Origin of the sequence: Roseisolibacter sp. H3M3-2, from assembly GCF_029211165.1 — a bacterium.
Taxonomy (GTDB): domain Bacteria; phylum Gemmatimonadota; class Gemmatimonadetes; order Gemmatimonadales; family Gemmatimonadaceae; genus Roseisolibacter.
The window spans coordinates 1-23,761 of sequence record NZ_JARGEK010000028.1 but is presented as its reverse complement, the minus strand read 5'-3'; the positions used below and the strand labels follow the sequence as shown (position 1 = coordinate 23,761).

General features: G+C 75.4%; 22 protein-coding genes, 1 pseudogene and 1 riboswitch. Of the genes and pseudogenes, 21 read left to right on the top strand and 2 right to left on the bottom strand.

Annotation, left to right across the window (positions count from 1 at the left end):
• From PYV61_RS04600 to PYV61_RS04505, 20 genes are all read left to right on the top strand, one after another.
• The coding region (locus PYV61_RS04600; RefSeq protein ID WP_275828810.1) for a DNA-processing protein DprA at positions 1-687 on the top strand (687 nt) is incomplete at its 5' end.
• 29 nt (positions 688-716) lie between these two features.
• Positions 717-1,847 (top strand): radical SAM family heme chaperone HemW, encoded by a 1,131-nt coding sequence (gene hemW / locus PYV61_RS04595; RefSeq protein WP_275828808.1) that lies wholly within the window; start codon positions 717-719, stop codon positions 1,845-1,847.
• A gap of 10 nt (positions 1,848-1,857) precedes the next feature.
• Positions 1,858-2,895 carry a heat-inducible transcriptional repressor HrcA gene (gene hrcA / locus PYV61_RS04590; protein ID WP_275828806.1) on the top strand — a complete coding sequence of 346 codons (1,038 nt, stop codon included), beginning with the start codon at positions 1,858-1,860 and terminating at the stop codon, positions 2,893-2,895.
• Between the two features lie 130 nt (positions 2,896-3,025).
• Entirely contained in the window at positions 3,026-4,177 is a 1,152-nt protein-coding gene (gene dnaJ, locus PYV61_RS04585; protein ID WP_275828803.1) for a molecular chaperone DnaJ, read from the top strand.
• Positions 4,174-5,031, top strand: a complete 858-nt coding sequence (locus PYV61_RS04580; protein WP_275828801.1) for a 50S ribosomal protein L11 methyltransferase — start codon at positions 4,174-4,176, stop codon at positions 5,029-5,031. Before dnaJ ends, PYV61_RS04580 begins: the two co-directional genes overlap by 4 nt.
• Before the next feature lie 7 nt (positions 5,032-5,038).
• Positions 5,039-5,791: an RsmE family RNA methyltransferase gene (locus tag PYV61_RS04575; RefSeq protein WP_275828799.1), complete on the top strand. Its 753-nt coding sequence runs from the start codon at positions 5,039-5,041 to the stop codon at positions 5,789-5,791.
• 14 nt (positions 5,792-5,805) lie between these two features.
• On the top strand, positions 5,806-6,144 hold the full coding sequence (locus PYV61_RS04570) for a histidine triad nucleotide-binding protein (RefSeq protein WP_275828797.1): 339 nt from the start codon (positions 5,806-5,808) through the stop codon (positions 6,142-6,144).
• A gap of 255 nt (positions 6,145-6,399) precedes the next feature.
• Positions 6,400-6,837: a GatB/YqeY domain-containing protein gene (locus tag PYV61_RS04565; RefSeq protein WP_275828795.1), complete on the top strand. Its 438-nt coding sequence runs from the start codon at positions 6,400-6,402 to the stop codon at positions 6,835-6,837.
• A gap of 140 nt (positions 6,838-6,977) precedes the next feature.
• Entirely contained in the window at positions 6,978-9,395 is a 2,418-nt protein-coding gene (locus PYV61_RS04560; RefSeq protein WP_275828793.1) for an endonuclease MutS2, read from the top strand.
• A gap of 103 nt (positions 9,396-9,498) precedes the next feature.
• Positions 9,499-11,478, top strand: coding sequence for a DNA primase (dnaG, locus tag PYV61_RS04555; protein WP_275828791.1), 1,980 nt, complete (start codon positions 9,499-9,501; stop codon positions 11,476-11,478).
• 100 nt (positions 11,479-11,578) lie between these two features.
• Positions 11,579-12,307 carry a hypothetical protein gene (locus tag PYV61_RS04550; RefSeq protein WP_275828789.1) on the top strand — a complete coding sequence of 243 codons (729 nt, stop codon included), beginning with the start codon at positions 11,579-11,581 and terminating at the stop codon, positions 12,305-12,307.
• Positions 12,308-12,380: 73 nt separating this feature from the next.
• Complete coding sequence (gene recJ / locus PYV61_RS04545) at positions 12,381-14,180, top strand: single-stranded-DNA-specific exonuclease RecJ (RefSeq protein WP_275828787.1); 1,800 nt, start codon at positions 12,381-12,383, stop codon at positions 14,178-14,180.
• A gap of 5 nt (positions 14,181-14,185) precedes the next feature.
• Positions 14,186-14,707 carry a 16S rRNA (guanine(966)-N(2))-methyltransferase RsmD gene (gene rsmD / locus PYV61_RS04540; RefSeq protein WP_275828785.1) on the top strand — a complete coding sequence of 174 codons (522 nt, stop codon included), beginning with the start codon at positions 14,186-14,188 and terminating at the stop codon, positions 14,705-14,707.
• A 103-nt stretch (positions 14,708-14,810) separates the two neighbouring features.
• Positions 14,811-15,305 carry a pantetheine-phosphate adenylyltransferase gene (gene coaD / locus PYV61_RS04535; RefSeq protein ID WP_275828783.1) on the top strand — a complete coding sequence of 165 codons (495 nt, stop codon included), beginning with the start codon at positions 14,811-14,813 and terminating at the stop codon, positions 15,303-15,305.
• Positions 15,302-16,369 (top strand): phosphate acyltransferase, encoded by a 1,068-nt coding sequence (locus PYV61_RS04530; protein ID WP_275828781.1) that lies wholly within the window; start codon positions 15,302-15,304, stop codon positions 16,367-16,369. The genes coaD and PYV61_RS04530 overlap by 4 nt, the downstream gene beginning before the upstream one ends.
• Before the next feature lie 8 nt (positions 16,370-16,377).
• The gene (locus PYV61_RS04525; RefSeq protein ID WP_275828779.1) at positions 16,378-16,698 is read left to right on the top strand and encodes an STAS domain-containing protein; all 321 of its coding nucleotides are present in this window, start codon (positions 16,378-16,380) and stop codon (positions 16,696-16,698) included.
• A 23-nt stretch (positions 16,699-16,721) separates the two neighbouring features.
• A complete protein-coding gene (locus tag PYV61_RS04520) occupies positions 16,722-17,177 on the top strand; it encodes an ATP-binding protein (RefSeq protein WP_275828777.1) in 456 nt (151 codons plus the stop codon).
• Between the two features lie 7 nt (positions 17,178-17,184).
• Complete coding sequence (locus PYV61_RS04515; RefSeq protein ID WP_275828775.1) at positions 17,185-18,834, top strand: GAF domain-containing SpoIIE family protein phosphatase; 1,650 nt, start codon at positions 17,185-17,187, stop codon at positions 18,832-18,834.
• Complete coding sequence (gene rsmA, locus PYV61_RS04510; RefSeq protein ID WP_275828773.1) at positions 18,831-19,667, top strand: 16S rRNA (adenine(1518)-N(6)/adenine(1519)-N(6))-dimethyltransferase RsmA; 837 nt, start codon at positions 18,831-18,833, stop codon at positions 19,665-19,667. The genes PYV61_RS04515 and rsmA overlap by 4 nt, the downstream gene beginning before the upstream one ends.
• 6 nt (positions 19,668-19,673) lie before the next feature.
• A riboswitch (TPP riboswitch) is annotated at positions 19,674-19,771 on the top strand.
• A 92-nt stretch (positions 19,772-19,863) separates the two neighbouring features.
• Positions 19,864-21,903, top strand: a complete 2,040-nt coding sequence (locus tag PYV61_RS04505) for a TonB-dependent receptor (RefSeq protein WP_275828772.1) — start codon at positions 19,864-19,866, stop codon at positions 21,901-21,903.
• 71 nt (positions 21,904-21,974) lie between these two features.
• Here the strand turns inward: PYV61_RS04505 and PYV61_RS04500 are convergent, their stop codons facing one another.
• Together PYV61_RS04500 and PYV61_RS04495 are read right to left on the bottom strand one after the other, a co-directional pair.
• Entirely contained in the window at positions 21,975-22,541 is a 567-nt protein-coding gene (locus PYV61_RS04500) for an ATP-binding protein (RefSeq protein ID WP_275828770.1), read from the bottom strand.
• 2 nt (positions 22,542-22,543) lie between these two features.
• Positions 22,544-23,413, bottom strand: coding sequence for a redox-sensing transcriptional repressor Rex (locus PYV61_RS04495; protein ID WP_275828768.1), 870 nt, complete (start codon positions 23,411-23,413; stop codon positions 22,544-22,546).
• On the opposite strand from PYV61_RS04495, the pseudogene PYV61_RS04490 reads away from it, so the two are divergent.
• Positions 23,382-23,761: pseudogene (locus PYV61_RS04490) on the top strand (hypothetical protein); the annotation flags it as partial. The gene PYV61_RS04495 and the pseudogene PYV61_RS04490 overlap by 32 nt on opposite strands.

Here is a 23,761-nt window from a genome sequence, read left to right as displayed (position 1 = left end):
CGCGCGGCCGCGCTGGCGCGGGCGGGCGCGGTGGTCGTCAGCGGGATGGCGCGCGGGATCGACGGCGAGGCGCACGCCGCCGCGCTCGACGCCGGCGGCGCGTCGGTCGCCGTGCTCGGCACGGGCGCCGACGTCGCCTACCCGACGGCGCACCGGGCGCTGCACGCGCGGCTGGCCGTCGACGGGGCGGTGGTGTCCGAGGCGCTTCCCGGGACCGGGGTGACGGCGGGCGCCTTCCCCCGGCGGAACCGCCTCATCGCCGCGCTCGCCCGGCTCACGGTCGTCGTCGAGGCGGGGGTGCGCAGCGGCGCGCTCATCACCGCGTCGTGCGCCGCCGAGCTCGGACGCTCGGTGGCCGCGCTCCCGGGGCCGATCGATCAGCCCGGCGCGGCCGGGACCAACGCCCTGCTGCGCGACGGCGCGCAGGTCGTCACGACCGTCGAGGACGTGCTGGCGCTGGCGGGGCTGGCCGCCCCGGCCCGGGCGGACGAGGGGATCACCCTCCCCGCCGGTCTCGGGGCGGACGAGCGGGCGTTGTGGGAGGCTCTCGCGCACCCCGCCGGCGGCGCCGACGTGCTGGTGGCGCGCACGGGGCTCCCCGCCGCCCGCTGCGTCGCGGCGCTGACCGCGCTGGAGCTGGCGGGGCTGGTCGAGTCGCGGTGGGGCGGGGAGCTGGTCCGCCGCTGACCCTGCGGGGTACGAGTCGGCCGACCGACATGCCCTACCGCCACGTCTACGTCCACGTCCCCTTCTGCGCGCGGCGCTGCGCGTACTGCGACTTCGCGATCGCGGTCCGCCCGCGCGTGCCGGTCGAGGAGTACCTGCGCGCGCTCGAGGGGGAGCTGACGCTGCGCCTGGGCGCGGCGCCGACGCCCGAGCGGCGGCCCTCCGTCGACACCCTGTACCTGGGCGGCGGGACGCCGTCGCGCCTGGGCGGCGCCGGGGCCGCGGCAGCCGTCGGGCTCGTCGGGCGCTGGTTCCGCCTGGCCGACGGCGCCGAGGTGACGCTGGAGGTCAATCCGGACGACGTGACGGACGAGGCCGTGGCGGCGTGGCGCGCCGGAGGCATCAACCGCGTGTCGCTCGGGGGGCAGACGTTCGACCCGGCGGCGCTGGCCTGGATGCACCGCACGCACGACGCCGGGCAGATCGAGCGGGCGGTGGCGACGCTGCGCGCCGGCGGGATCGACGACCTGTCGCTGGACCTGATCTTCGCGCTCCCGGCCTCGGTGCCGCGCGACTGGGCGGCCGACGTAGCGCGGGCGCTCGCGCTCGCGCCGACCCACCTCTCGCTCTACGGCCTGACGGTCGAGCCGGGGACGCCGCTCGGGCGGTGGGCGGAGCGCGGCGACGTCACGGAGGCCGACGAGGACCGCTACGCGGCGGAGTTCCTCCACGCGCACGACGCCCTCACCTCGGCGGGCTTCGAGCACTACGAGGTCTCGAACTTCGCGCGCCCCGGCCACCGCGCGCGCCACAACTCCGCCTACTGGAGCGGCGCCCCGTACCTGGGCCTCGGCCCTTCGGCGCACGGCTACGACGGCGCGGAGCGGCGCTGGAACGTGTCGGCGTACGCGGCCTGGGTGCGCGCCGTCGCCGAGGGGCGCGATCCGGTGGAGGGCGCGGAGGCGCTCGACCCGGCGATGCGGAGCGCGGAATCGGTGTACCTGGGGCTGCGGACCGTCGACGGCCTGACGCTGGTCGACGCCGACGTGGCGCGGACCGCCCGCTGGGAGTCCGAGGGGTGGGCGGAGCGGGTCGGGGACCGGCTCCGCCTCACCGCGCCGGGCTGGCTCCGGCTGGACGCCCTGGCCGCGGACTTGACGGTCGCCCGAAGTCGTTCATAGGATTGTACTTATGTCGTCTCACGAGCTCACCGAGCGCGAGCGCCGCGTGCTCGAGGCCGTCATCCAGAGCTACGTCGCCACCGCGGAACCCGCCGGATCGCGCACCCTCGCCCGCCTGTTCGGGCTGGGCGTGTCGCCGGCGACGATCCGCAACACGATGAGCGACCTCGAGGCCAAGGGGTTCCTCTACCACCCCCACACCTCCGCCGGGCGCGTCCCGACGCACAAGGCGTATCGGCTCTACGTCGACTCGCTGATGCGCGTCGAGCCGCTCGACGTGGCCGGGCAGACGCGCCTCAAGGAGGAGCTCGCCGGCGCGTCGACCATCGAGACGATCCTGCGGCGCGCGGCCCAGTCGCTGGGCGTGCTGACCCAGGAGCTCGGCGTCGCCGTCAGTCCGCGCTTCGACGAGGCGACGCTGCGGCGGATCGACCTCGTCCGGCTGTCGAGCGACCGCGTGCTGATGGTGCTCACGCTCGACCGGGGCGCGATCCGCACGATCTTCGTCGAGGTGCCGGGCGAGATCGCGGAGGACGCGGTGCAGGAGGTCGCGCGCGTCCTCTCCGAGCGGCTGGCCGGGCTGACGCTGCGCGCGGTGTGCGCGTCGCTGGAGGAGCGGCTGCGCGACGCGGCGCCGCGCCCCGGGGCGGAGGAGCTGCTCAACATCTTCATCGCCGGCGGGGGGCAGCTGTTCGACCGGGCGACCGCCGACGAGTCGCCCGTCCTGCTCGGCCAGCCCTCGCTGCTCGCCGAGCAGCCGGAGTTCGCCAGCGGGGAGCGTATGCGCCGCCTGCTGGAGCTGACCGAGACGCGCGACGAGCTCGCCTCGCTGCTGCGGGCCCGCGACAACTCGGCGGGGCTGTCGATCACGATCGGCAGCGAGCACGGCGATCCCCGCCTCGACCCGTTCACGGTGGTGACGGCCGAGTATCATGCGGGGGGGCTGAGCGGCGTGATCGGCGTCATCGGGCCGACGCGCATGCCGTACGAGAAGGTCGTCTCGCTGGTGAGCCACACGTCGCGGCTCGTCTCGGATCTTCTCCACTGAGAGCGACGAGCGTCGAGCGTCGAGAGAGCGATCACGCTCGACGCTCGACGCTCGACGCTCCCGTTCCCGCTCGACGGCGGCTGGCCGCCACGACACCTCCTCCCGTCCGCGGGATCCCATAGATCGATCCATGCCCGACCTCTACGAGCAGCTCGGCGTCGCGCGCGACGCGTCCGACGACGACATCAAGAAGGCGTACCGCAAGCTGGCGATGCAGTGGCACCCCGACCGCAACAACGGGTCGAAGGACGCCGAGGAGAAGTTCAAGGGGATCACCGAGGCGTACGACGTGCTGCGCGACCCGCAGAAGCGCGCCGCGTACGACCGCTACGGCGAGGCGGCGTTCCAGCGCGGCGGGATGGGCGGCGGCGGGATGGGCGGCATGCACCACGTCGACCTGTCCGAGGCGCTGAACATCTTCATGCGCGACTTCGGCGGCTTCTCCGGGCTCGGGGACCTGTTCGGCCAGCAGGGCGGCCGCGGCGCGGGGCCGCGCACGGGCGGCGACGTGAAGATCGGGATCCCGCTCACGCTCGCCGAGGTCGCGACGGGCGTCGAGAAGACCGTCGTCGCCAAGCTGCTCGACGCCTGCGACAAGTGCGAGGCGACCGGCGCCGAGCCGGGGTCGCAGCCGCAGCGCTGCGGGACGTGCGGCGGGTCGGGGGAGGTGCGGCGCGCGCAGCGCTCCTTCTTCGGGCAGTTCGTGAGCGTCGCGCCGTGCCCGACCTGCGCCGGCGAGGGGACGGTGATCGCCACTCCGTGCAAGAAGTGCAAGGGCGACGGGCGGGTGCGCGCCGAGAAGACGGTCAAGGTCAACATCCCGGCCGGCGTCGCGACGGGGCAGTACATGACGCTGCGCGGCCAGGGGAACGTCGGCCCGCGCGGCGGCCCGCGCGGCGACGTGATCGTGCTGTTCGAGGTCGAGGAGGACCAGCGCTTCGAGCGCGACGGCGAGGACCTCTACTGCGAGGTGCTGGTCAACTACGCGCAGCTCGTCCTCGGCGCCGACGTCGCCGTGCCGGCCGTCAGCGGCGAGCTGTCGCTGCGCGTCCCCGGCGGGACGCAGAGCGGCCAGGTCTTCCACCTCAAGGGGCGCGGGCTGCCGCGCGTGAACGCCAGCGGCGTCGGCGACCTGCACGTGCGCGTGCAGCTCTGGACGCCCGAGAAGGTGTCGGGGCGCGAGGAGCAGCTGATCCGCGAGCTCGCCGAGGTGACGCAGGCGCCCGAGGCCGGGCGCAGCAAGGGCTTCTGGTCGAAGATGAAGGAGGCGCTGCGCGCGTGAGCACCGCCGCCGACAAGCGCCCCTGGGTCTCGGTCCGCGCCCGCCCGCGCGGCGGCGCCGCCGCCGTGGAGGCGGTGGTGGCCGCGCTGTTCGCCGCCGGCTCGCAGGGCGTGCAGGAGCAGGGCGACGCCGTGCTGACGCAGTTCCCGCCGGACACCGACGTCGAGACGCTGCGCGCCGCGCTGCTCGCCGCCGACCCGACGGCCGACGTCGCGATCTCGCTGACCGCGCCGGTCGACTGGACCGAGGGGTGGAAGGCACTCATCGGCGCCCACGACCTGGGCGGGCTCGCCGTGGTGCCGCCGTGGCTCGCCGAGGGGCGCGACCCGGCGGCGACCATCGTGATCGACCCGGGAATGGCGTTCGGCACCGGCGACCACCCGACGACGCGCGGCGTCGTCCGGCTGATGCAGGGCGTCGTGCGCCCCGGCGACGTCGTCGCGGACCTCGGCGCCGGCAGCGCGGTGCTGTCGATCGCGGCGGTGAAGCTGGGGGCGGCCCGCTGCGCGGCGATCGAGTTCGACCCCGACGCCATTGCCAACGCCGAGGAGAACGTGGCGCGGAACGGCGCGACGGGGCGCGTGACGGTGATCGAGGGGGACGCGCGGGTGCTCCTCCCCCTCGTGGCGCCGGTGCGCCTCGTGCTGGCCAACATCATCTCGAGCATCCTGCTGGAGCTGATGGACGCGATCGACGCGGCGCTGGCCCCCGACGGCGAGGCGATCCTCAGCGGCATCCTGTGGGACGAGCGCGAGACGATGCTGCGCGCGATCGAGGCGCACGGCTGGCGCGCCGTCGCCGAGGACCACGAGGACGTCTGGTGGAGCGTGCGCTGCGCGCGCCGCGCGAACTGAGCGCCGCGTGCGCCCGCGCGTCGAGCAGGCCACCGTCGCGACGTTCGTCGCCGACGCCCCGCTGGAGGCCGGGGGCGCGGTGACGCTGGGGGAGGAGGCGGCGCACCACATGCGGGTGCGCCGCCTCGACGTGAACGACCGCGTGGCGCTGCGCGACGGCGCCGGCCGCAGCGGCGAGGGGCGGCTCGCGCGCCTGGCCAAGAACCACGCGGTGGTCGAGCTGACGGCGGTGCGCGACCACCCGCCGCCGCCTCCCGTGCACCTGCTGGTGCCGGTGGCCGACAAGGACCGGATGCTCTGGCTCGCCGAGAAGGCGGTCGAGATCGGGGTCGCGAGCTGGCGGCCGGTGCTGTTCCGCCGGTCGCGGAGCGTCGGCGCGCGCGGCGAGGGGCCGGCCTTCCAGCAGAAGGTGCGCGCCCGGATGCTGAGCGCGCTGGCGCAGAGCGAGGCGGCCTGGGTCCCCGACCTGCATCCCGAAGCGCCGCTCGACCGCGCGCTGGCGGCCGCGCCGGCCGGCCCGCGCTGGATCTGCGACCCCGACGGCGGCGCGCTCCTCGACGCGGCGGCGCCGGCCGGGGCGCCGGTCACGATCGCGGTCGGCCCCGAGGGCGGGATCGAGCCGGACGAGCTGGCGGCGTTCCACGCCGCGGGCTTCCGATCGGCGGCGCTCCCGGGCAACATCCTGCGGTTCGAGACGGCCGCCGTCGTCGCCGCCGCGCTCGCCCGCGCGCTCGTCGAGCGCGCCGGACCGCCTCCCTGACCCGCCCGACGCCCATGGACGACTGCCTCTTCTGCCGCATCGTCCGCGGCGAGATCCCGGCCACGCTGGTCGCCGAGACCGACGACTGCGTCGCCTTCCGCGACGTCAACCCGCAGGCGCCGCTGCACGTGCTGGTGATCCCGCGCGCGCACGTCGCCTCCCTGAACGAGGCCGCCGACGCGGCGCAGATCGGGAAGCTGTCGCTGCTGGCCGCCGAGATCGCGCGCCGCGAGGGCCACGCCGAGTCGGGGTACCGGACCGTCGTGAACACGGGCGCGGCGGCGGGGCAGACGGTCTTCCACGTCCACCTGCACCTGCTGGCGGGGCGGGAGCTGCGGTGGCCGCCGGGGTGAGGGCACGGTGAGGCGAATGCGGGTACGGCGAGCTCGGAGACAACGAACCCGGGTACTGCGAACTCGGGGACTGCGAACTCGGGTGCTACGAACTCGGGTACCGCGAGCTCGTTGTGCTTCCGGTTCGCAGTCGCGCACCTCGCCGGTCACGCGTTCGCCCCATCCGAACTCGCTCTGCCCGAGTTCGCACCTCCCGAGTTCGCAGTTCCCGAACTCGCCTCTCCCGAACTCGCCCTTCCCGAACCCGCCCCGCCCGTGTCCGCCCTCTCCGCCCGCCTCCAGACCGACCTCAACGCCGCCCGCAAGGCGCAGGACAAGCCGCTGACGCTCGTCCTCGGCACGCTGATCTCGGACGTCAAGAACAAGAAGATCGAGCTGCGCCGCGACCCCACCGACGACGACGTGGTCGAGGTGATCCGCAAGGGGATCAAGCGGCGGCGCGAGTCGGTGGAGATGTACGAGAAGGGGAACCGCGAGGAGCTCGCCGCGAAGGAGCGCGAGGAGCTCGCGGTGCTGGAGCGCTACCTCCCGCCGGCCGTCGACCCCGAGGAGCTGCGCGCGGCGGTGCGGGCGGCCATCGCGGGCGGCGCGGCGAACATCGGCGCCGTGATGGGGAAGGTGATGCCCCAGTTCAAGGGGCGCGTCGACGGGAGCGCGATCAACGCGATGGCGCGCGAGGAGCTGGCGAAGTAGCGGTCGGCTGCGGGCTGCGGGCTGCGGGCTGCGGCCTGCGGATTCAGAACCCGCAGCCCGCAGTCCGCAGTCGGCGCCCCGCTCGCCCCGCCGGCAGCGGCCGAAACGGGGACGCCGCTTTCGGGGTACATTCCGGGGTGATGAACCAGCACGCCCTGTCCGTCCTCGAGTTCCCGCGCGTCCTCGCCGTGGTGGCCGAGCGCGCCACCTCCGCGCTCGGCGCCCGCCGCCTCCGGGGGGCGCAGCCGTCCACCAACGTCGCCTGGCTTGAGTCCGAGCACCGGCGCGTCGCCGCCACGCGCGCGCTCGTCGCCAGCGAGGGCGGGTGGTCGCCTGAGCCCGTCCCCGACCTCACCGAGCCGCTGGCGCGCCTCCGCGTCATCGGCACCGTGTGGAGCGCCCCCGAGCTGCTGGCGGGAGGGACGCTCCTGCGGTCGGCGCGCCGCACGCGCGAGACGCTCTCCGATCCCAAGCGCCCGGCCGTCGTCCTGGCGGTGCTCGCCCCCCTCGGCGACCGCCTCCTGAGCCAGTCGCGGCTGGAGCAGCAGGTCGAGCGCACGATCGCCGAGGACGGGACGGTGCGCGACGACGCCAGCCCGCGCCTGCGCGGGATCCGGCGCGAGCTGCGCGGGGCCCAGGGCCAGCTCGTGGCGCTGCTGGAGCGGATGATGGGCGGCCTCGAGTCGCACCACCAGGTGCCCGACATGTCGGTGACGGTGCGCAACGGGCGCTACGTGATCCCCGTGCGCGCCGGCGGGCGCAACGCGCTCGGCGGGATCGTGCACGACGCCTCCAGCACCGGCGCGACGCTGTTCGTCGAGCCGCCGGCCGCGATCGAGTTCGGCAACCGGATCCGCGAGCTCGAGGCCAACGAGCACGAGGAGGTGCAGCGCATCCTCGCCGAGCTGACCGACGAGCTGCGCCCCCTGCGCGAGCCGATGCTCGACGCGCTCGACGCGCTCGTCGCCCTCGACACGCTCTACGCGCGCGCGCGCTGGGCGGCGGAGTTCGCGTGCAGCCCGTGCGACCTCGCGCCCGCCGGCGACGGGTTCGCGATCCGCGACGGGCGCCACCCGCTGCTGCTCGCGCAGGGCGTCGCGGTCGTGCCGTTCGACCTTGCGATGGAGCCCGGCGAGCACACGCTCCTCGTCTCCGGGCCGAACACGGGCGGCAAGACGGTGCTGCTCAAGGCGGTCGCGCTCATCTCGCTGCTCGTGCAGAGCGGGATCCCGGCGCCCGTCGGCGAGGAGAGCCGCGTCCCGCTCTACGACGACGTGTTCGCGGACGTCGGCGACGAGCAGTCGATCCAGGCGTCGCTCTCCACCTTCAGCGCGCACCTCAAGAACCTCACCGAGATCGTCGGCGCGGCGACGCACGCCTCGCTCGTGCTCATCGACGAGCTGGGCTCCGGCACCGACCCGGTCGAGGGGGCGGCGCTCGGCGGCGCGATCCTGGAGGCGCTGACCGCGCGCGGCACGACGACGATCGCCACGACCCACCTCGGCGCGCTGAAGGAGCTGGCCACCGAGGTGCGCGGCGTGGTCAACGCGTCGCTCCAGTTCGACGCCGTGGCGCTGGCCCCGACGTACCGGCTCATCAAGGGCGTCCCCGGGCGCTCGTACGGCCTGTCGATCGCGCGCCGGCTGGCCATGCCGGAGCACATCGTCGAGCGCGCGGTCGAGCGGATCCCCAAGGGCGAGCGCGACGTCGACGCGCTGCTGGCCGAGCTGGAGAAGCGCGAGACCGCGCTCGCCGACCGCGAGAAGCTGGCCGACGAGCTGGTCGAGACGGGGAGGGCGCGCGCGCAGCGGCTCGCCGAGCGCGAGAAGGCGGTGCGCGAGCGCGAGCGGCTGGCCGAGAAGCAGGCGCGCCAGGACGCGCGCCGCTACCTGCTCGACGCCCGCAAGGAGATCGACCGCACGCTGAAGGAGCTGCGCCAGAGCGCCGGCGACGCGGCCGAGGCGCAGGCGAAGGACGCGCGCCGCAAGGTCGAGGAGATGGCCGCCCGGCAGGGCGACCACCTCGACCGGCTCGACCGCGAGGAGCGCAACCTCGCGGTGCGCGACGCGCAGGCGAAGCGCGCCGTCGCCGGCGCCCCGGCGCCGCGCCAGGAGATCGCCGCCGGCGACACGGTCGAGGTGGGGACGCTCGGCGGGAAGCTCGGGCGCGTCGTCGAGCGCCGTGGCAAGGACGCCGTCGTCACGGTCGGCGCGCTCAAGCTCACGGTGCCGCTCAAGACGCTGGTCCGCTCGCGCCAGCAGATGCCCAAGCCCGAGGTCTTCGTCCCGGCCATGCTCGACGCGGCCGACGTCTACCACAACGGCGAGGTGGACCTGCGCGGGATGCGCGCCGACGAGGTGGACTCGCACCTGCTGTCGGAGATCGACCAGGCGATCCGCGCCGACCGCCGCGAGCTGCGCATCATCCACGGCAAGGGGACGGGCGCGCTGCGCGAGCGCGTCGTCGAGCTGCTGCGGAAGGAGACGCGCGCCAAGTCGTTCCGCATGGGGCTGTGGAACGAGGGGGGGGCGGGGGTGACGGTGGTGGAGCTGGAATGACGTCTCCCTCCCGCGCTCGACGCTCGACGCTCGACGCTCGGACTGTCCGCCCCGGCAGCCCCAGCGTCGAGCGTGGAGCGTCGAGCGTCGAGGAGGCGCGGCCGTGATCACTCCCGAATCCATCGACCGCGTCCGCGAGGCCGCCGACATCCTCGAGATCGTCGGCGAGCACGTGAAGCTCAAGCGCTCGGGCAGCGACTACCGCGGGCCGTGCCCGTTCCACGGCGGGAAGAACCCGAACTTCTCGGTCTCGCCGAAGCGCAACGCGTACTACTGCTTCAAGTGCCACGCGAGCGGCGACTCGATCGGGTTCGTGCGCGAGCACCTCGGCATGGACTTCGTCGAGGCCGTGCGCTACGTGGCGGCGCGGGCGGGGGTCGAGGTGCAGGAGTCGCGGGCGCAGCGCGAGCCCGGGGAGAAGGACCCGCGCGAGCCGCTGTGGGAGTGCATGGCCGCGGCCGCCGAGATCTTCCGCGAGGCGCTGTGGGAGGGCGCGGAGGCGCAGGCGGCGCGCGCGTACCTCGCGTCGCGCGAGCTGTCGCGCGAGCAGGCGGACCGCTTCGCCCTCGGCTACGCGCCGCGCGACGGCGCCTGGATCGAACGGCTGCGCGCGCTCGGGCACGACGACGCGCGGCTGCTCGAGGTCGGGCTGCTGGTCGCGCGCGAGGACGGGAGCCCGCCGCGCCCACGGTTCCGCGGGCGGCTCATGTTCCCGATCCTCGACCAGTCGGGGCGCACGATCGCCTTCGGCGGGCGCGTGCTCGGCGAGGGGGAGCCCAAGTACCTCAACTCGCCGCAGGGGACGCTGTTCGACAAGGGGCGCAGCCTCTACGGCCTCTCCTGGGCCAAGCACCCGATCCGCAAGCAGGAGCGCGTGCTGGTCGTCGAGGGGTACTTCGACGCGATCCGGCTCGCGCTGGCGGGGATCGAGGAGGCGGTGGCGCCGCTGGGGACCGCGCTCACCGAGTCGCAGGCGGGGCTGCTCGCCAAGCTCACGAAGAGCGTGTTTCTCCTGTACGACAGCGACGACGCGGGGCTCAAGGCGACCTTCCGCGCGGGGCTCGAGCTGCTCCGGCTCGGGATCTCGGCGCGGGTGGTCACGCTCCCCGACGGCGAGGACCCCGACACGTACGTGCGCGCGCAGGGGCCGGACCGGATGGAGCACGCGCTCGCGCAGGGCGTCGACATCCTCGACCGGCAGATCCAGCTGCTGGAGCGCCGCGGCTGGTTCGCGGAGCTGCACAAGAAGCGGCGCGCGATCGACAAGCTGCTCCCCACGCTGCGCGCGACCGCCGACCCGGTGACGCGCGAGCTGTACGTCGCGCGGCTGGCGGAGGTCTCGGGCGTGGACCGCGCGACGATCCTGCGCGAGGTCGAGCAGGAGGAGCGGCGGCCGGCGGCGCGCGTCGCCGAGCCGCCCCCCGCGGGCGCGCCGGAGGGGCGCCGCGACGGCCGGTGGCGCCACGAGCCGCAGGCGCCCTCGATGCGCCCGGCCGACTCGCACAACGGCGTGATCTTCGTGGAGCCGCCGCGGCAGGACGACGACCGCTTCCAGCGCCGGTGGGACAGCGACCGCCGGCGGCGGAAGGGGCGCCGCGAGGAGGACTGGAAGAGCTCGTTCGCGGTGCCGCGCGTGTCGCCGAGCGCCGCCGTGGCGAACGCGGAGATGCTGCTCACGCGCGCCATGCTGCAGCAGCGCACGCTGGTGGAGGTCGTCGCCGAGAAGTGGCCGCCGGAGAGCTTCACGCGCACCGACCTGCGGCTGCTGTTCGAGCGGCTGGTCGAGGAGCCCGAGGTCCCGCTCGACGTGCTGACCGACGCGATGCCCGAGACGCTGGTGCGCGACGTCGACGCGGCGATGGAGATCCCCGACCCGGACCCGGAGGGGACGGTGGCGGGCACGCTCGGCACGCTGCAGTCGCTGGCGCTCGACGAGGAGAACGACCGGCTGTTCGCGATGCTGCAGGCCACGGCCGACGAGGCGGAGAAGGACCGGCTGTTGCAGCAGATCGCGGCGGTGAAGCGCGAGCGGGTCGCGCTCAAGCCGGTGCTGCGGCGGGTGGGGCCGCGGCTGCGATCCTGACGGCCGCGGTGGGCGCGACGGTTGGCGCGCGGCGTGACGGAACGCATCTTCCCGTGGGGCCCGCGCCCACCACGCCGACCGAACCGACGGAGGACCAGCCGTGACCGACCAGCTCGACGCGCTGCTCGCCCTGCAGACGGCCGACGACGGCCTGCAGGCCCTCGAGACGCGACTCGCCGCCCTCGCCCCCAGGCTCGCCACGCTCGACGCCGAGCGGCAGGCGGCGGAGAAGGCGGCGGCGGGCGCGCGGCAGGCGCTGGAGCGCGAGAGCGAGCGCCACACGCATCTTAGCGAGCGCGCCGGCGAGTTCCGCCGGATGAACGACCGCGCGGTCTCGCAGCTCGACCAGGTGCGCAAGGCGCACCACGCGTCGGCCGCCGGCGCGCAGGTCGACATCTCGCGCCGCGCCCTGGCCGACGCCGAGGCCGAGCTGCACGCCAGCGGGGTCCGGCTCGCGAGCCTGCAGACCGCGCTCGAGGGCGCCGAGCAGCGCATCGGGGCGATGGAGTCGGAGCAGGCGCCGGCGCGCGAGGCGGTCGAGTCCGAGCGGAGCGAGATCGAGCGCGAGCTGGGCGACGCCCGGACAGCGCGCGCCGCGCTGGCCCGGCACGTCGAGACGCGCCTGCTGGCCCGCTACGACCGGGTGCGCAGCCGCCGCCGCGGGCCGGCCGTCTTCCCGCTGCACCACTTCACCTGCGGGAACTGCGACACGGCCATCCCCACGCAGCGCCGGGCGGGGATGACCGCGGGGAACATCGAGGTGTGCGAGTCGTGCGGGGTGCTGCTGTACGCGGCGCCGGCGCCGGCGACCGCGGGGCACGCCGGCTGAGCGGCGGCACGACGGACGGGGGCGCCCCCGGGCGCGCCTGTCCGCCCCTCCCGGCGCGGCCTAGATTGGGCGCGTGACCGTCGCCCTCGGCGCCCCCGGCGCCCCCGCCCTCCCCCGGGCGCGCCCCGCCGCCCGCTGGGTGCTCGGCCCCGCCGCCGGCCCGGCCGTCGTGGCCGGGCTCGCCCACGACCTGCGTCTCCCCGACGCCGTCTGCCGCCTGCTGGCGACGCGCGGCCACGACGCCGGCGACGCCGTCCGACGCTACCTGCGCCCGCGGCTCGAGCAGCTGCACGCCCCGAGCCGCCTCGACGGCGTCGCGGTGGCGGCGGAGCGGCTGGCCCGCGCGGTGCGCGCCGGCGAGACGGTGCTCGTCCACGGCGACTACGACGTCGACGGGATGTGCTCGACGGCGCTCATGACGCGCGTGCTGCGCGCGCTCGGCGGCAAGGTGGTGCCCTTCATCCCGCACCGCCTGCGCGACGGCTACGACCTGACCGACGCGGGGGTGCGCGCGGCGGCCGACGCGGGCGCCGCCGTGGTGCTCACCTGCGACTGCGGGACCAGCGCCCACGGCCCGGTCGCGTCGCTGTGCGCGGCGGGGATCGACGTCATCGTCAGCGACCACCACCTGCCGGGGCACGGGCGCGGCGCGCCGTCGTGCTTCGCGGTGCTGAACCCGAACCTCCCCGACGGCGACTACCCCGAGGCCGACCGCGGGCTCTGCGCCGCCGGCGTCGCGTTCAAGCTCGCGCTGGCCACCGTGCAGGCGCTCGGGCAGAACGACGCGATCGTCTGGCGGCAGCTCGACCTCGTGGCGCTGGCGACCATCGCCGACATCGCGCCGCTGCGCGGCGAGAACCGCGTACTGGCGCGCTACGGGCTGAAGCTGCTCGGCGAGTCCGGGAACGCCGGGGTGCGCGCGCTGGTGCGGGCGTCGGGGCTCGAGGGGAAGCCGCTCACCGCGGGGCGCGTGGGCTTCATCCTCGCGCCGCGGCTGAACGCGGTCGGGCGCCTCGGCAGCGCGCTGCGCGGCGTCGAGCTGCTGACGACCGACGACGACCGCACCGCCAACGCGATCGCGCGCGAGCTGGAGGAGCTGAACCGGCAGCGGCAGGAGCTCGACCGCGCCACGCTCGACGCCGCGCGGCGGCAGGCCGACCGGCTCGACCTCGACCGCACGTTCGGGCTCGTGCTGTCGGGCGAGGGGTGGCACCCGGGGGTGATCGGCATCGTCGCCTCGCGCATCGTCGAGGAGTTCGCGCGGCCCACGGTGATGGTCGCGGTCGAGGACGGGGTCGGGAAGGGGAGCGGGCGCTCGATCCCGCGCTTCGACCTGCACGCGGCGCTCAGCGTCTGCGACGCCGACGGGCTGTTCCAGCGATTCGGCGGCCACCGTGCGGCGGCCGGCGTCACGCTCGACGCCGCGAAGCTCCCGGCGTTCGCGCGCCGCTTCGACGAGGTCGCGCGCGAGCGGCTGACGGTCGACGACCTCGTCCCCGAGCTGCGCGTCGACCTCGAGCTGCCGGTCGAGGAGGTGACCGACGAGCTGGAGGCGATGCTGCGCCACTTCGAGCCGCACGGCCTCGGCAACGCCGCGCCCGTGCTGATGTCGCGGGGTGTCGAGCTGGCCGCGCCGCCGCGCCGCGTCGGCGACGACGGCATCCGGCTGGCGCTGCGGCGCGGCGACGGCGAGCTGGGGGCGATCGGGTGGGGGCTGGCGGCGCGCGCGCCCGGGCTGGTCGCGGGGCAGCGCGTCGACGTGGCCTTCCGCCTGGAGCGCGACGAGTTCCGCGGCGTGAGCCGGCTGCAGGCCAAGCTCGCCGACGTCGTGCCGGCGGGCGGCGCGCCCGTCCGCCCGGCCACGCACGCGTAGCGGGCGTGCGGATCGTCGCCGGCCGCTGGCGCGGCCGCACCATCGACGCGCCCAAGGACGCGCGCGTGCGTCCCACCGCCGACCGGGTGCGCGAGGCCTGGCTCAGCATCGTCGCCGCCGACGTCGACGGCGCGCGGGTCCTCGACCTGTTCGCCGGCTCGGGCGCCCTGGGGCTCGAGGCGCTGTCGCGCGGCGCGGCGTCGGCCGACTTCGTCGAGCTCAACCCGCCGTCGCTCCGCGCCCTCGGCGCCAACATCGCCAGGCTCGGCGCCGACGCCCAGGCCCACGTGCGGCGCGGCGACGCCCTGCGCTTCGTCGACGCGCTGGAGGCCGACGCCTACGACCTCGCCTTCGCCGACCCGCCCTACGCGCACGACGCGGCCCTCCGCGTCGCCGAGCGGTGGCTCGTGGTCCCCTTCGCGCGCGTGCTCGGCGTCGAGCACTCCTCGCGCGTCACGCTCCCCGCCGGCGGCGACACGCGGACGTACGGCGACACGGCGGTGACGATCTACCGGGTACCCGACTAGCATCACCACGACGGGCGCGGCGGGCTGCGGGCTGCGGGTGAGGTCGAATCCGCAGCCCGCAGCCCGCAGCTCAGCGAGCCTCTCCGGACGAACACACCTCCACATGCGCACCGCCATCTACGCCGGCAGCTTCGACCCGGTGACGCTCGGGCACCTCGACCTGATGCGTCGGAGCCTGGAGTTCGTCGACCGGCTCGTCGTCGGCGTCGCGGTCAACTCGACCAAGACGCCGATGTTCACGCTGGAGGAGCGGGCGTCGCTGATCCGCGCGTCGCTCGGCGAGCTGGCGACCGGAGACGCACCGCGTGTCGAGGTGCGCCACTTCCAGGGGCTGCTCGTCGACTTCGCGCGCGACGCCGGGGCGACGCTGTCCGTGCGCGGGCTGCGCGCGGTCGCCGACTTCGAGTACGAGTTCCAGATGGCGCTCATGAACCGGCACCTCGCGCCGACCTTCGAGACGCTGTTCCTCGTCCCCTCGGTCGAGACGACCTTCATCAGCTCGACGCTGGTGCGCGAGGTCGCGAGGCTGGGCGGCACCGTCGACGCGCTGGTCCCGCCGCCCGTCGCCGCCGCGCTGCGCGCGCGGTTCCCGCGGTGAGCGGCGCCGGCGAGTTCCTCGCGGGGGTGCGGCGGCGGGCGGCGCTCGCCCGTCGGCGCGTCGCCTTCTCCGAGGCGGACGTCGAGCTGACGCGCGAGGCGCTGCGCGCGCTCCTCGCCGAGGACGTGGTGCGTCCGGTGCTGGTGGTCGACGCGGAGCACGACGGGATCGCCGCCCTGGTGGCCGCCGGCGCGGAGCTGGTCGACGTGCGCGACCCCGACGTGCGGGCGCGGGTGACCGCGCACCTGCTGGCGCGGCGCGGCGCGAAGGGGATGACCGCCGAGCGGGCCGCCGCCCACGCCGCGGAGCCGCTGCACGTCGCCGACGCGCTGGTGGCGCTGGGCGAGGTGGATGGGTGCGTCGCGGGCGCCGTGCACACGACCGGCGACGTGATCCGCGCCGCCCTCTGGCACGTCGGCGCGGCGCCCGGGGTGCGCACCGTCTCCAGCGCGTTCTACATGGTGGTGCCGCCGTTCCGCGGCGAGGCGGCGGAGGTGCTGACCTTCACCGACTGCGCGGTGGTCCCGTACCCGACCGCCGAGCAGCTGGCCGACATCGCGGTGGCCGCGGCGGCGGACCGTCGGAAGATCGTCGGCGACGAGCCGCGGGTCGCCCTCCTCTCCTTCTCGACCCGCGGGAGCGGCGGGGAGGGGGCGAGCATCGGCCTCGTGCGCGAGGCGCTGGCCCGGGTGCGGGCGCTGGCGCCGACCCTCGCCGTGGACGGAGAATTGCAAGGCGACGCCGCGCTCATCCGCACGGTCGCCGAGCGGAAGGCGCCCGGGAGTCCGGTCGGTGGGGGGGCGAACGTCCTCGTCTTCCCCTCGCTCGACGCCGGCAACATCGCCTACAAGCTGGTGCAGCGGCTGGCCGGGGCGGCGGCGATCGGCCCGATCGTGCAGGGGCTGGCCCGGCCGTGCAGCGATCTCTCCCGCGGCGCCGTGCCGGATGACATTATGAACGTCGCCGCGATCACCGCGCTCCAGGCGGGAGAGCCCCCCGCGGGCGCCGGCCCGCGGCCGCACCCTGACGACAACGCAGCCCGCACACACGGTACCGACTCATGAGCTTCCAGATGCATCGCGAGGGCGAGATCACGGTGGTGGACGTGGAGGGGCAGCTCATCGTCGGCAACCGCCAGGAGCTGAAGCAGAAGGTCCTCGACGAGCTGGAGCGCGGCGAGCGGAAGTTCCTGATCGACTTCAGCCAGACCGGCTACATCGACAGCTCGGGGCTCGGCGTGCTCGTGTCGCTGTCGAAGAAGATCCGCGAGCAGGGGGGCGAGCTGCGCCTCGCCAACCTCAACGACGACCTCAAGACGCTGTTCGAGCTGACGAAGCTCGACACGCTGTTCCAGATCGCGGAGACGCGCGAGCGCGCGCTCGACAGCTTCTGAGCCCGCGCGGAGCCGTCGGGGGCGTGCCGGCGCCCGGCCCGGATCGCGGGCCGGGCGCCGGCGCGTCGGTCCTCGACCTGTCGATCCCCAGCGACGTCGCCGAGATCCCGGGCGTCGTCGACGCCGTGGTGGAGCGGTGCACGGCGCACCGCTTCTCGCGCCAGGCGTGCTCGCTGAACGTCCGCGTCGCCCTCCTCGAGGCGCTGGCCAACGCGGTGGTGAAGGGGAACCGGCAGGCGGACGACAAGCGCGTGCACGTGCGCGCCGTGGTCGACGACGCGCGCCTGGTGGTCGACGTGCAGGACGAGGGCGAGCCGTTCGACCTCGACGCCAGCGCGCAGGACCCGCTGACCCCCGAGGGGCTGCTGCGCGAGGACGGGCGCGGGATCTTCCTGATGCGGCGGCTCATGGACGCCGTGGAGCGGCTCCCCGGCATCCCCCGCGGCAACGTCGTCCGGCTGACGCTGCGCCGCGCGTGAGGCGCCCGTGAGCAGCACCCTGTCCGACGCGGGCGCGCGGGCGGTGCGGCGCGCGGCCGGGGAGCTCGACGCCCTCCTCGGCGCGTACCACGCCACCAGCCGCTGCCACGCCGCGCTGTGGACCGGCGACCCGACCGGTCCCGCGCACTGCCGCAGCTCGTCGCGCCGCCGCCGGCCGCCGCCGCTCGACGGGCTTCCGCGCCCCGCCGCGTCGCAGCCGCCGGTCGCCTGGCGCGCGCCCGACGGCGACGCGCTCGTCGTCGCACTGGCCGGCATCCCCGGGACTTGGCTCGTCGTCGGGCCGTGCCCGGGCGACGGCGCCGAGCTGGCCCGCCACGCCGGCTTCCTGCGCACCGCGGTGCAGGAGCAGCTGCAGGCCGCCGTCGAGGCGGAGCACGCGGCGCACGAGCTGAGCGAGCGCTACGAGGAGATCAACCTCCTCTACGCCATCAGCGAGATCCTCGGCCGCGCCGTCACGCTCGAGGAGACGGCGGCGACGATCCTCACCGAGCTCGCCGAGACGGTGGGGGCGGGGCGCGCCGCGCTGCTCCTGCACGACCGGGTGACCGACACGCTGCAGGCGGTCGCCGCCGTCGGCCCGCGCGTGTCGGAGCTGCTCCCGATCGCCGCCGACGACGCGGAGAGCGCGAGCGGGCGCGTGTTCCGCACGCTGCACCCGACCATCGTCGACGCGCAGACGCCGGTCAGCGCCGCCGAGCAGCCGTACCGCGCGGGGCCGATGCTGTCGGTGCCGCTCGTCTGGAGCACGCCGCAGGGCGGCGAGCCGCTCGGCGTGGTGCACCTGTCGGGGCGCCGCGCCGGCCCGTTCACCGCCGGGGACCTGAAGCTGGTCACCGCGATCGCCACGCAGATCGCCGCGGCCGTGCAGAACGCGCGGCTCGTGCGCGCCTCGCTGCAGCAGCAGCGCATGGCCGACGAGATGGCGCTCGCGCACGACCTGCAGATGCGCCTCCTGCCGCGCGTGAACGTGGCGGCGCCGCACGCCCGCGTGGCCGCGCGGGTCGCCCCCGCGGAGAGCGTCGGCGGCGACTTCTACAACCTGTTCCGCCTGGGCGAGGGGCGGACCGGGGTGATGATCGGCGACGTGTCGAGCCACGGCTACCGCGCCGCGCTCATCATGGCGCTGGCGATGAGCGCGACGGCCATCCACGCGCAGGCGTCGAGCGACCCGTCGGAGACGCTGGGCGCGGTGCTCCGCTCGCTGCACGAGGAGCTGGAGAGCACCGAGATGTACATCACGACGTTCTACGCCGTGGTGGACCCGGCGCGCGGCGAGCTGCGGTACGCCAATGCCGGGCACCCGCACGCCTTCATCGTGCGCGAGGACGGCACGGCGGAGCGGCTCGGCGCCACCACGCCGCCGCTGGGGATGGTCGACGAGCCGCCGAGCACCGAGGCGCGCCCGTGGCGCGCGGGGCGCGACCTGCTGGTCCTGTTCACCGACGGGATCAGCGACGCCGTCGACCTCACGGGGCGGCGGCTGGGCGAGGAGCCGGTGCTGGAGGCGATCCGCGCCGAGCGCGGCGACGATCCCGAGGCGATCGTCGCGTCGGTGTTCCGCCAGCTCGACGCCTTCCAGGGCGGCGCCCGCCCGCGCGACGACCTCACGCTGCTGGTGCTGCGGAGCGAGGCGTGACGGAGCGCGGCGACGGCGGCGAGCGCGGGCTGCCGCGCCCCCGCAAGCGCTTCGGCCAGCACTTCCTGCGCGACCGCGGCGTGCTGGCGCGCATCGCCGACGCGCTGCAGCTCACCGGGGCCGAGACGGTGGTCGAGATCGGCCCCGGGCGCGGCGCGCTGACCGACATCCTGGCGGAGCGCGCGCGGCGGCTGGTCGCGGTGGAGGTGGACCGCGACCTCGCCGCGCACCTGCGCGCGCGCTACGCCGACCGCCCGCACGTCGAGATCGTCGAGGCGGACGTGCTGACCGTGGGGCTGGCGGCGGTCGCGGGGAGCGACGACTACGTGCTCGCCGGCAACGTGCCGTACTACATCACGACGCCGATCCTCTTCCACGCGCTGCGCGCGCCGCGCCCCCGCCGCGCCGTGTACCTCGTGCAGAAGGAGGTCGCCGAGCGCGCCGCCGCGGCGCCGGGCGGCAAGGAGTACGGCGCCCTCGGCGTGAACCTGCAGGCGCTGGCGCGCGTCGAGCTGGTCGCGCGCGTGCCCCCCGGCGCCTTCCAGCCGCCGCCGCAGGTCGACTCGGCGGTCATCCGCGTGACGCCGCGCGACGACCCGGCCGTGACACCTGCCGAGGAGGCGCGCTACCGCACCGTGGTGCAGGAGGCGTTCGGGCTGCGGCGGAAGCAGCTGCGGCGCGTGGTGCGCACGATCGCGCGGCTCGACGCCGAGCGCGCGGAGGCGGTGCTGGCGGCGGCCGGCCTCGACCCCGAGGCGCGCCCCGAGACGCTGTCTCCCGGCGACTTCGCGCGGCTGGTCCGGGCGCTCCCGGGCGCCGCCGCGGCCGATTAGCTTCCGGGCACTCGACCGGGGTGCCCGCGCCATGCGCGGGCTGAGAGAGTCCCGCAGAACCTGATCCGGTTCGTACCGGCGTAGGGAGTCGCGAGTGGCGGAGCGTGCGTGCGGCCGGAGGCCCGCGCGCGCCCGGGCATTCTGGCCGAGGGGCGCCGTCGCATGACGGCGCCGGCATCCATCTTCGGACGGACCCGTGACCCCCTCGCTCCTCGTGGCGGCCCTCGCCGCCGCCGTCGTGCAGGACACCGTGCCCCGCACGCCGCGCGACACCGCGCGCGCCCGCTCGCTCGAGACCGTGACCGTGCAGGCCGTGCGCGGCGGCGACGCCGCGGCCGCGCGGACGACCCTCGGCGCCCCGCAGCTGCGCCGCGGCTACACCGGCCAGGACGTGCCGCTCCTGCTGCAGCAGGCGCCGGGCGTGACGACGTTCGCGCAGAGCGGCTCGCAGTGGAACTACTCGTACTTCCGGCTGCGCGGCATGGACCAGTCGCGCATCAACCTCACGCTCGACGGCATCCCGCTGAACGAGCCCGAGGACCAGCAGCTCTACTTCTCGAACTTCGCCGACCTGGCGAGCTCGATCCGCTCGGTGCAGATCCAGCGCGGCGTGGGGACGAGCACCTACGGGCAGTCGTCGTTCGCCGGCTCGGTGAACTTCGAGACCGTGCCGCTGGCCGCGACCGCGCCGGGCGGCGAGGTGCAGCTCGGCGGCGGCTCGTTCGGCGCGCTGCGCGGCACCGGGCAGTGGGCCAGCGGGCTGCGCGACGACCGCACCGCGTACTACGCGCGGTTCAGCAACCAGCGCGCGGACGGCTACCGCCGCGGCTCCAGCCACGCGGGGAACAGCGCGATGGCGAGCGCCGGCTGGTTCGGCGACCGCGACCTGCTGAAGCTCACGCTGCTCACGGGCGCGGAGTCCAACGGGCAGGCGTACACCGCGGTGCCGCTGGAGACGCTGCGTCGCGACCCGCGCGCGAACCCGATCGACGGGGTGGGGGACCGCTTCCGCCAGTCGATGGCGGCGCTGACGTACACGCGCCTCCTGTCGGAGTCCGCCTCGCTGGCTACGACGCTCTACGGCTTCGACGCCGGCGGCTGGTACGAGTACCCGACGTGGGTCGAGGGGACGCCGGCGCCGCGGTGGGAGCTCGCGTCGCGCTGGGGCGGCTTCCTGAGCGCGCTGCACGCGGCGCGCGGGCGGACGACCTTCGACGCGGGCGTGCACGCGCTGACGTACAAGCGCGACCACATGTTCGACGACCGCCCCGACCTCGAGAGCCCGGGCTACTCCAATCGCGGGACGAAGCAGGAGGGGAGCGCCTTCGCCAAGCTGTCGCGCACCGCCGGCGCCTTCACCGGCTACGCGGATCTCCAGCTGCGCGCCGCGCGCTTCGGCTACCGCCCGACCGAGGGCTCGCCCGTGCCGTCGGCCGACGCCTGGTGGGGCTTCGTCAACCCGCGGGTCGGCATGCGGTGGCAGGCGTCGCCGACGCTGCAGGCCTTCGCGTCGGTCGGGTCGACGGGGCGCGAGCCGACGCGCGCCGACCTCCTCGCCGGCGCCGACGACGTGGGGCTCGACGACGTCGACGCGCTCTTCCCCCTGACGCGCGTGAAGCCGGAGCGCGTGCGCGACTTCGAGCTGGGCGCCGCGTGGACGCGCGGCGCGGGGACGGTGCGCGCCAACGGCTACGCGATGGAGTTCCGCGACGAGATCGCCCTCGTCGGCCTCACGACGCCGCTGGGCTACGACGTGCGCCGCAACGTGGGGCGCAGCTACCGCCGCGGCGTCGAGCTCGAGGCCTCGTGGCGCCCGGCCGGCCCGCTCGCCCTGGCCGCGTCGGCGGCGCTGAGCCGGAACCGGATCCGCAGCTACCGCGACGAATCCACCGGCGCCGAGTACCGCGACGTCCCGACCGTGCTCACCCCGTCGCTGGTGACGACGCAGCAGGCGACGTGGCGCGTCGCGCGCCCGCTGTCGCTCACCCTCGACGGCCGCTACCAGTCGCGCCAGCACCTCGACCCGACCGGCGACCTCGCCCGCACCGCGCCCGCCTTCTTCGCGCTCGACGGCGGCGCGCTGCTGCACGTCGGCCGGCACGAGATCCTCGTGCAGGGGCGCAACCTGCTCGACCGTTTCGCGCTGACCGCGGGCGACATCAGCAGCTCGGGCGTGCCGCGCTACTTCATCCTCGCGCCGCGCAGCGTCGAGGTGAACGCCAGGCTCCGGTTCTGATCAACGGGAGACAGGATTGACAGGAAACCGGGGGAAAGACTTCAGGCTAGAGTCTTTCCCCCGGTTTCCTGTCAATCCTGTCCAATGCTCTTGCTGAGCCATCGTCCAACGAGAGACTCGGCGAGATCGAGCCGCGCCTCCCAGTCCGCCCCGCCGAGCACCTCGTACGCGCAGCCGAACTCGCGCAGCACGGCCTCGAACGTCGCCCGCGCGACGTCGCGGTCGAGCGCGTCGGCCCGCACCGGGTCCTCGACCCACGGCGCGTCGACGTCGCCGAGCAGGTAGTGGTCTCCGCGGCGCGCCCAGGCAGCCTCCTCGACCCAGGGCGGCGCGGACCCGTACAGCATGCGCGCGTAGGTGACCGTGCTCAGGAGGTCCGTGTCGCGCAGCACGAGCGGCGATCCGCGTCGCGTCGCGTCGGCCAGCGCGCCTTCCTCGAGCGCGATCTGCCGCTCGGCGATCGGCGTCACCGTCTCGTAGCTCAGCGTCGCCGCCGGGTCGGCCGCCAGCCGCTCGGCGTACCAGGCGCGCGCGCCCTCGGCCGACCAGGGGGCGTCGAAGCGGGCGGCGAGGTGCGCGGCGAGCGTCGTCTTGCCGGTGCTCTCGGGGCCCGTGAGCACCACCACGAGCGGGCGCACCGCTACTCGCGGTGGCTCAGCGCGTAGGAGAGCCCCTCGAGCTCCATCGCCATGTTCACGTTCTTGATCGTGACGCCCGGCGGCGCGTTCACCTGGGCGGGGGCGAAATTCAGGATCGCGCGGATCCCCGCTCGCACGATGCGGTCGACCTCCCCCTGCACGTCGTCGGCGGGGATCGCCAGCACGGCGATGTCGGGGCGGTCGCGGCGCGCGTCGTCCTCGAGCTCGACGATGTCGCGCACCGTCTGCGCGTCCCAGCGCTTGCCGATCTTCCGCGGGTCGTTGTCGTAGACGCCGACCACCGTGAAGCCGCGCTGCGCGAAGCCGCGGTAGTTGCTGAGCGCCGAGCCGATCTTGCCGGCCCCGACGATGACCACGCGCCACTCGCGGCCGAGGCCGAGGATCTGGCGGATCCGGTCGGTCAGCTCGGGGACCGAGTAGCCGAGCCCGCGCTTCCCGAACGACCCGAAGAAGGAGAGGTCCTTCCGGACCTGCGCCGACGTGGTGCCGCTGTGCGCGGCGAGCTCGTCGCTGGAGGTCGTGGCGATGCTCCGCGCCTCCAGCTCCTCGAGGTACCGCAGGTAGACGGAGAGCCGGCGGACGGTCGAATCGGCGATGCGCTTCACGGCTCCGGTTGCAGCTCCGGTCACGGCGTCCGAGCTCGTCGGCGGCGGTGTGAACAGGCGAGGGGCGGACTTTGTGAAATCCTTCACAAGATAGCGGACGGGTCGGGCGCACGGAACCCGACGGACCTTCGCGCGCCGGGCCCGGTAGCACGGCGGACCGCGGCGCGTCGCCCGGGTTGCCGACGCGCGGCGTGCGCGCGCTAGTTTGCCTGCCGTGACACAGCCTTCCCCCCAGAGCGGCGGCATCCAGACGCGCGCGGGCGACAGCCTGCTGGTCGAGCGGGCGCGCGACTTCCTCGCCGGGGGGCCGGCGGACGCCACCACGCTGGTGCGGCGGGTCTGCCAGCTGCCGGGGATCCGCCGGGAGATGGCGGAGCGGGTCGCGCTCGAGCTGCTGGCCCCGCACCGCGAGTTCCACCTGGCGGAGGACGGGCGGTGGTCGCTGCGTACGGGTCCCGTCGCCGGGGGCGAGGCGGGCGCCCCGATCCGCGCCGTCGCGCCCGCGGCGCCCACGCCTGCCGTCCCGAGCTTCGACGAGTGGCGCGCGTCGCGCGCGGTGGCCGACGGCGCCGACCCATCCGCGCCCGCCGCGCG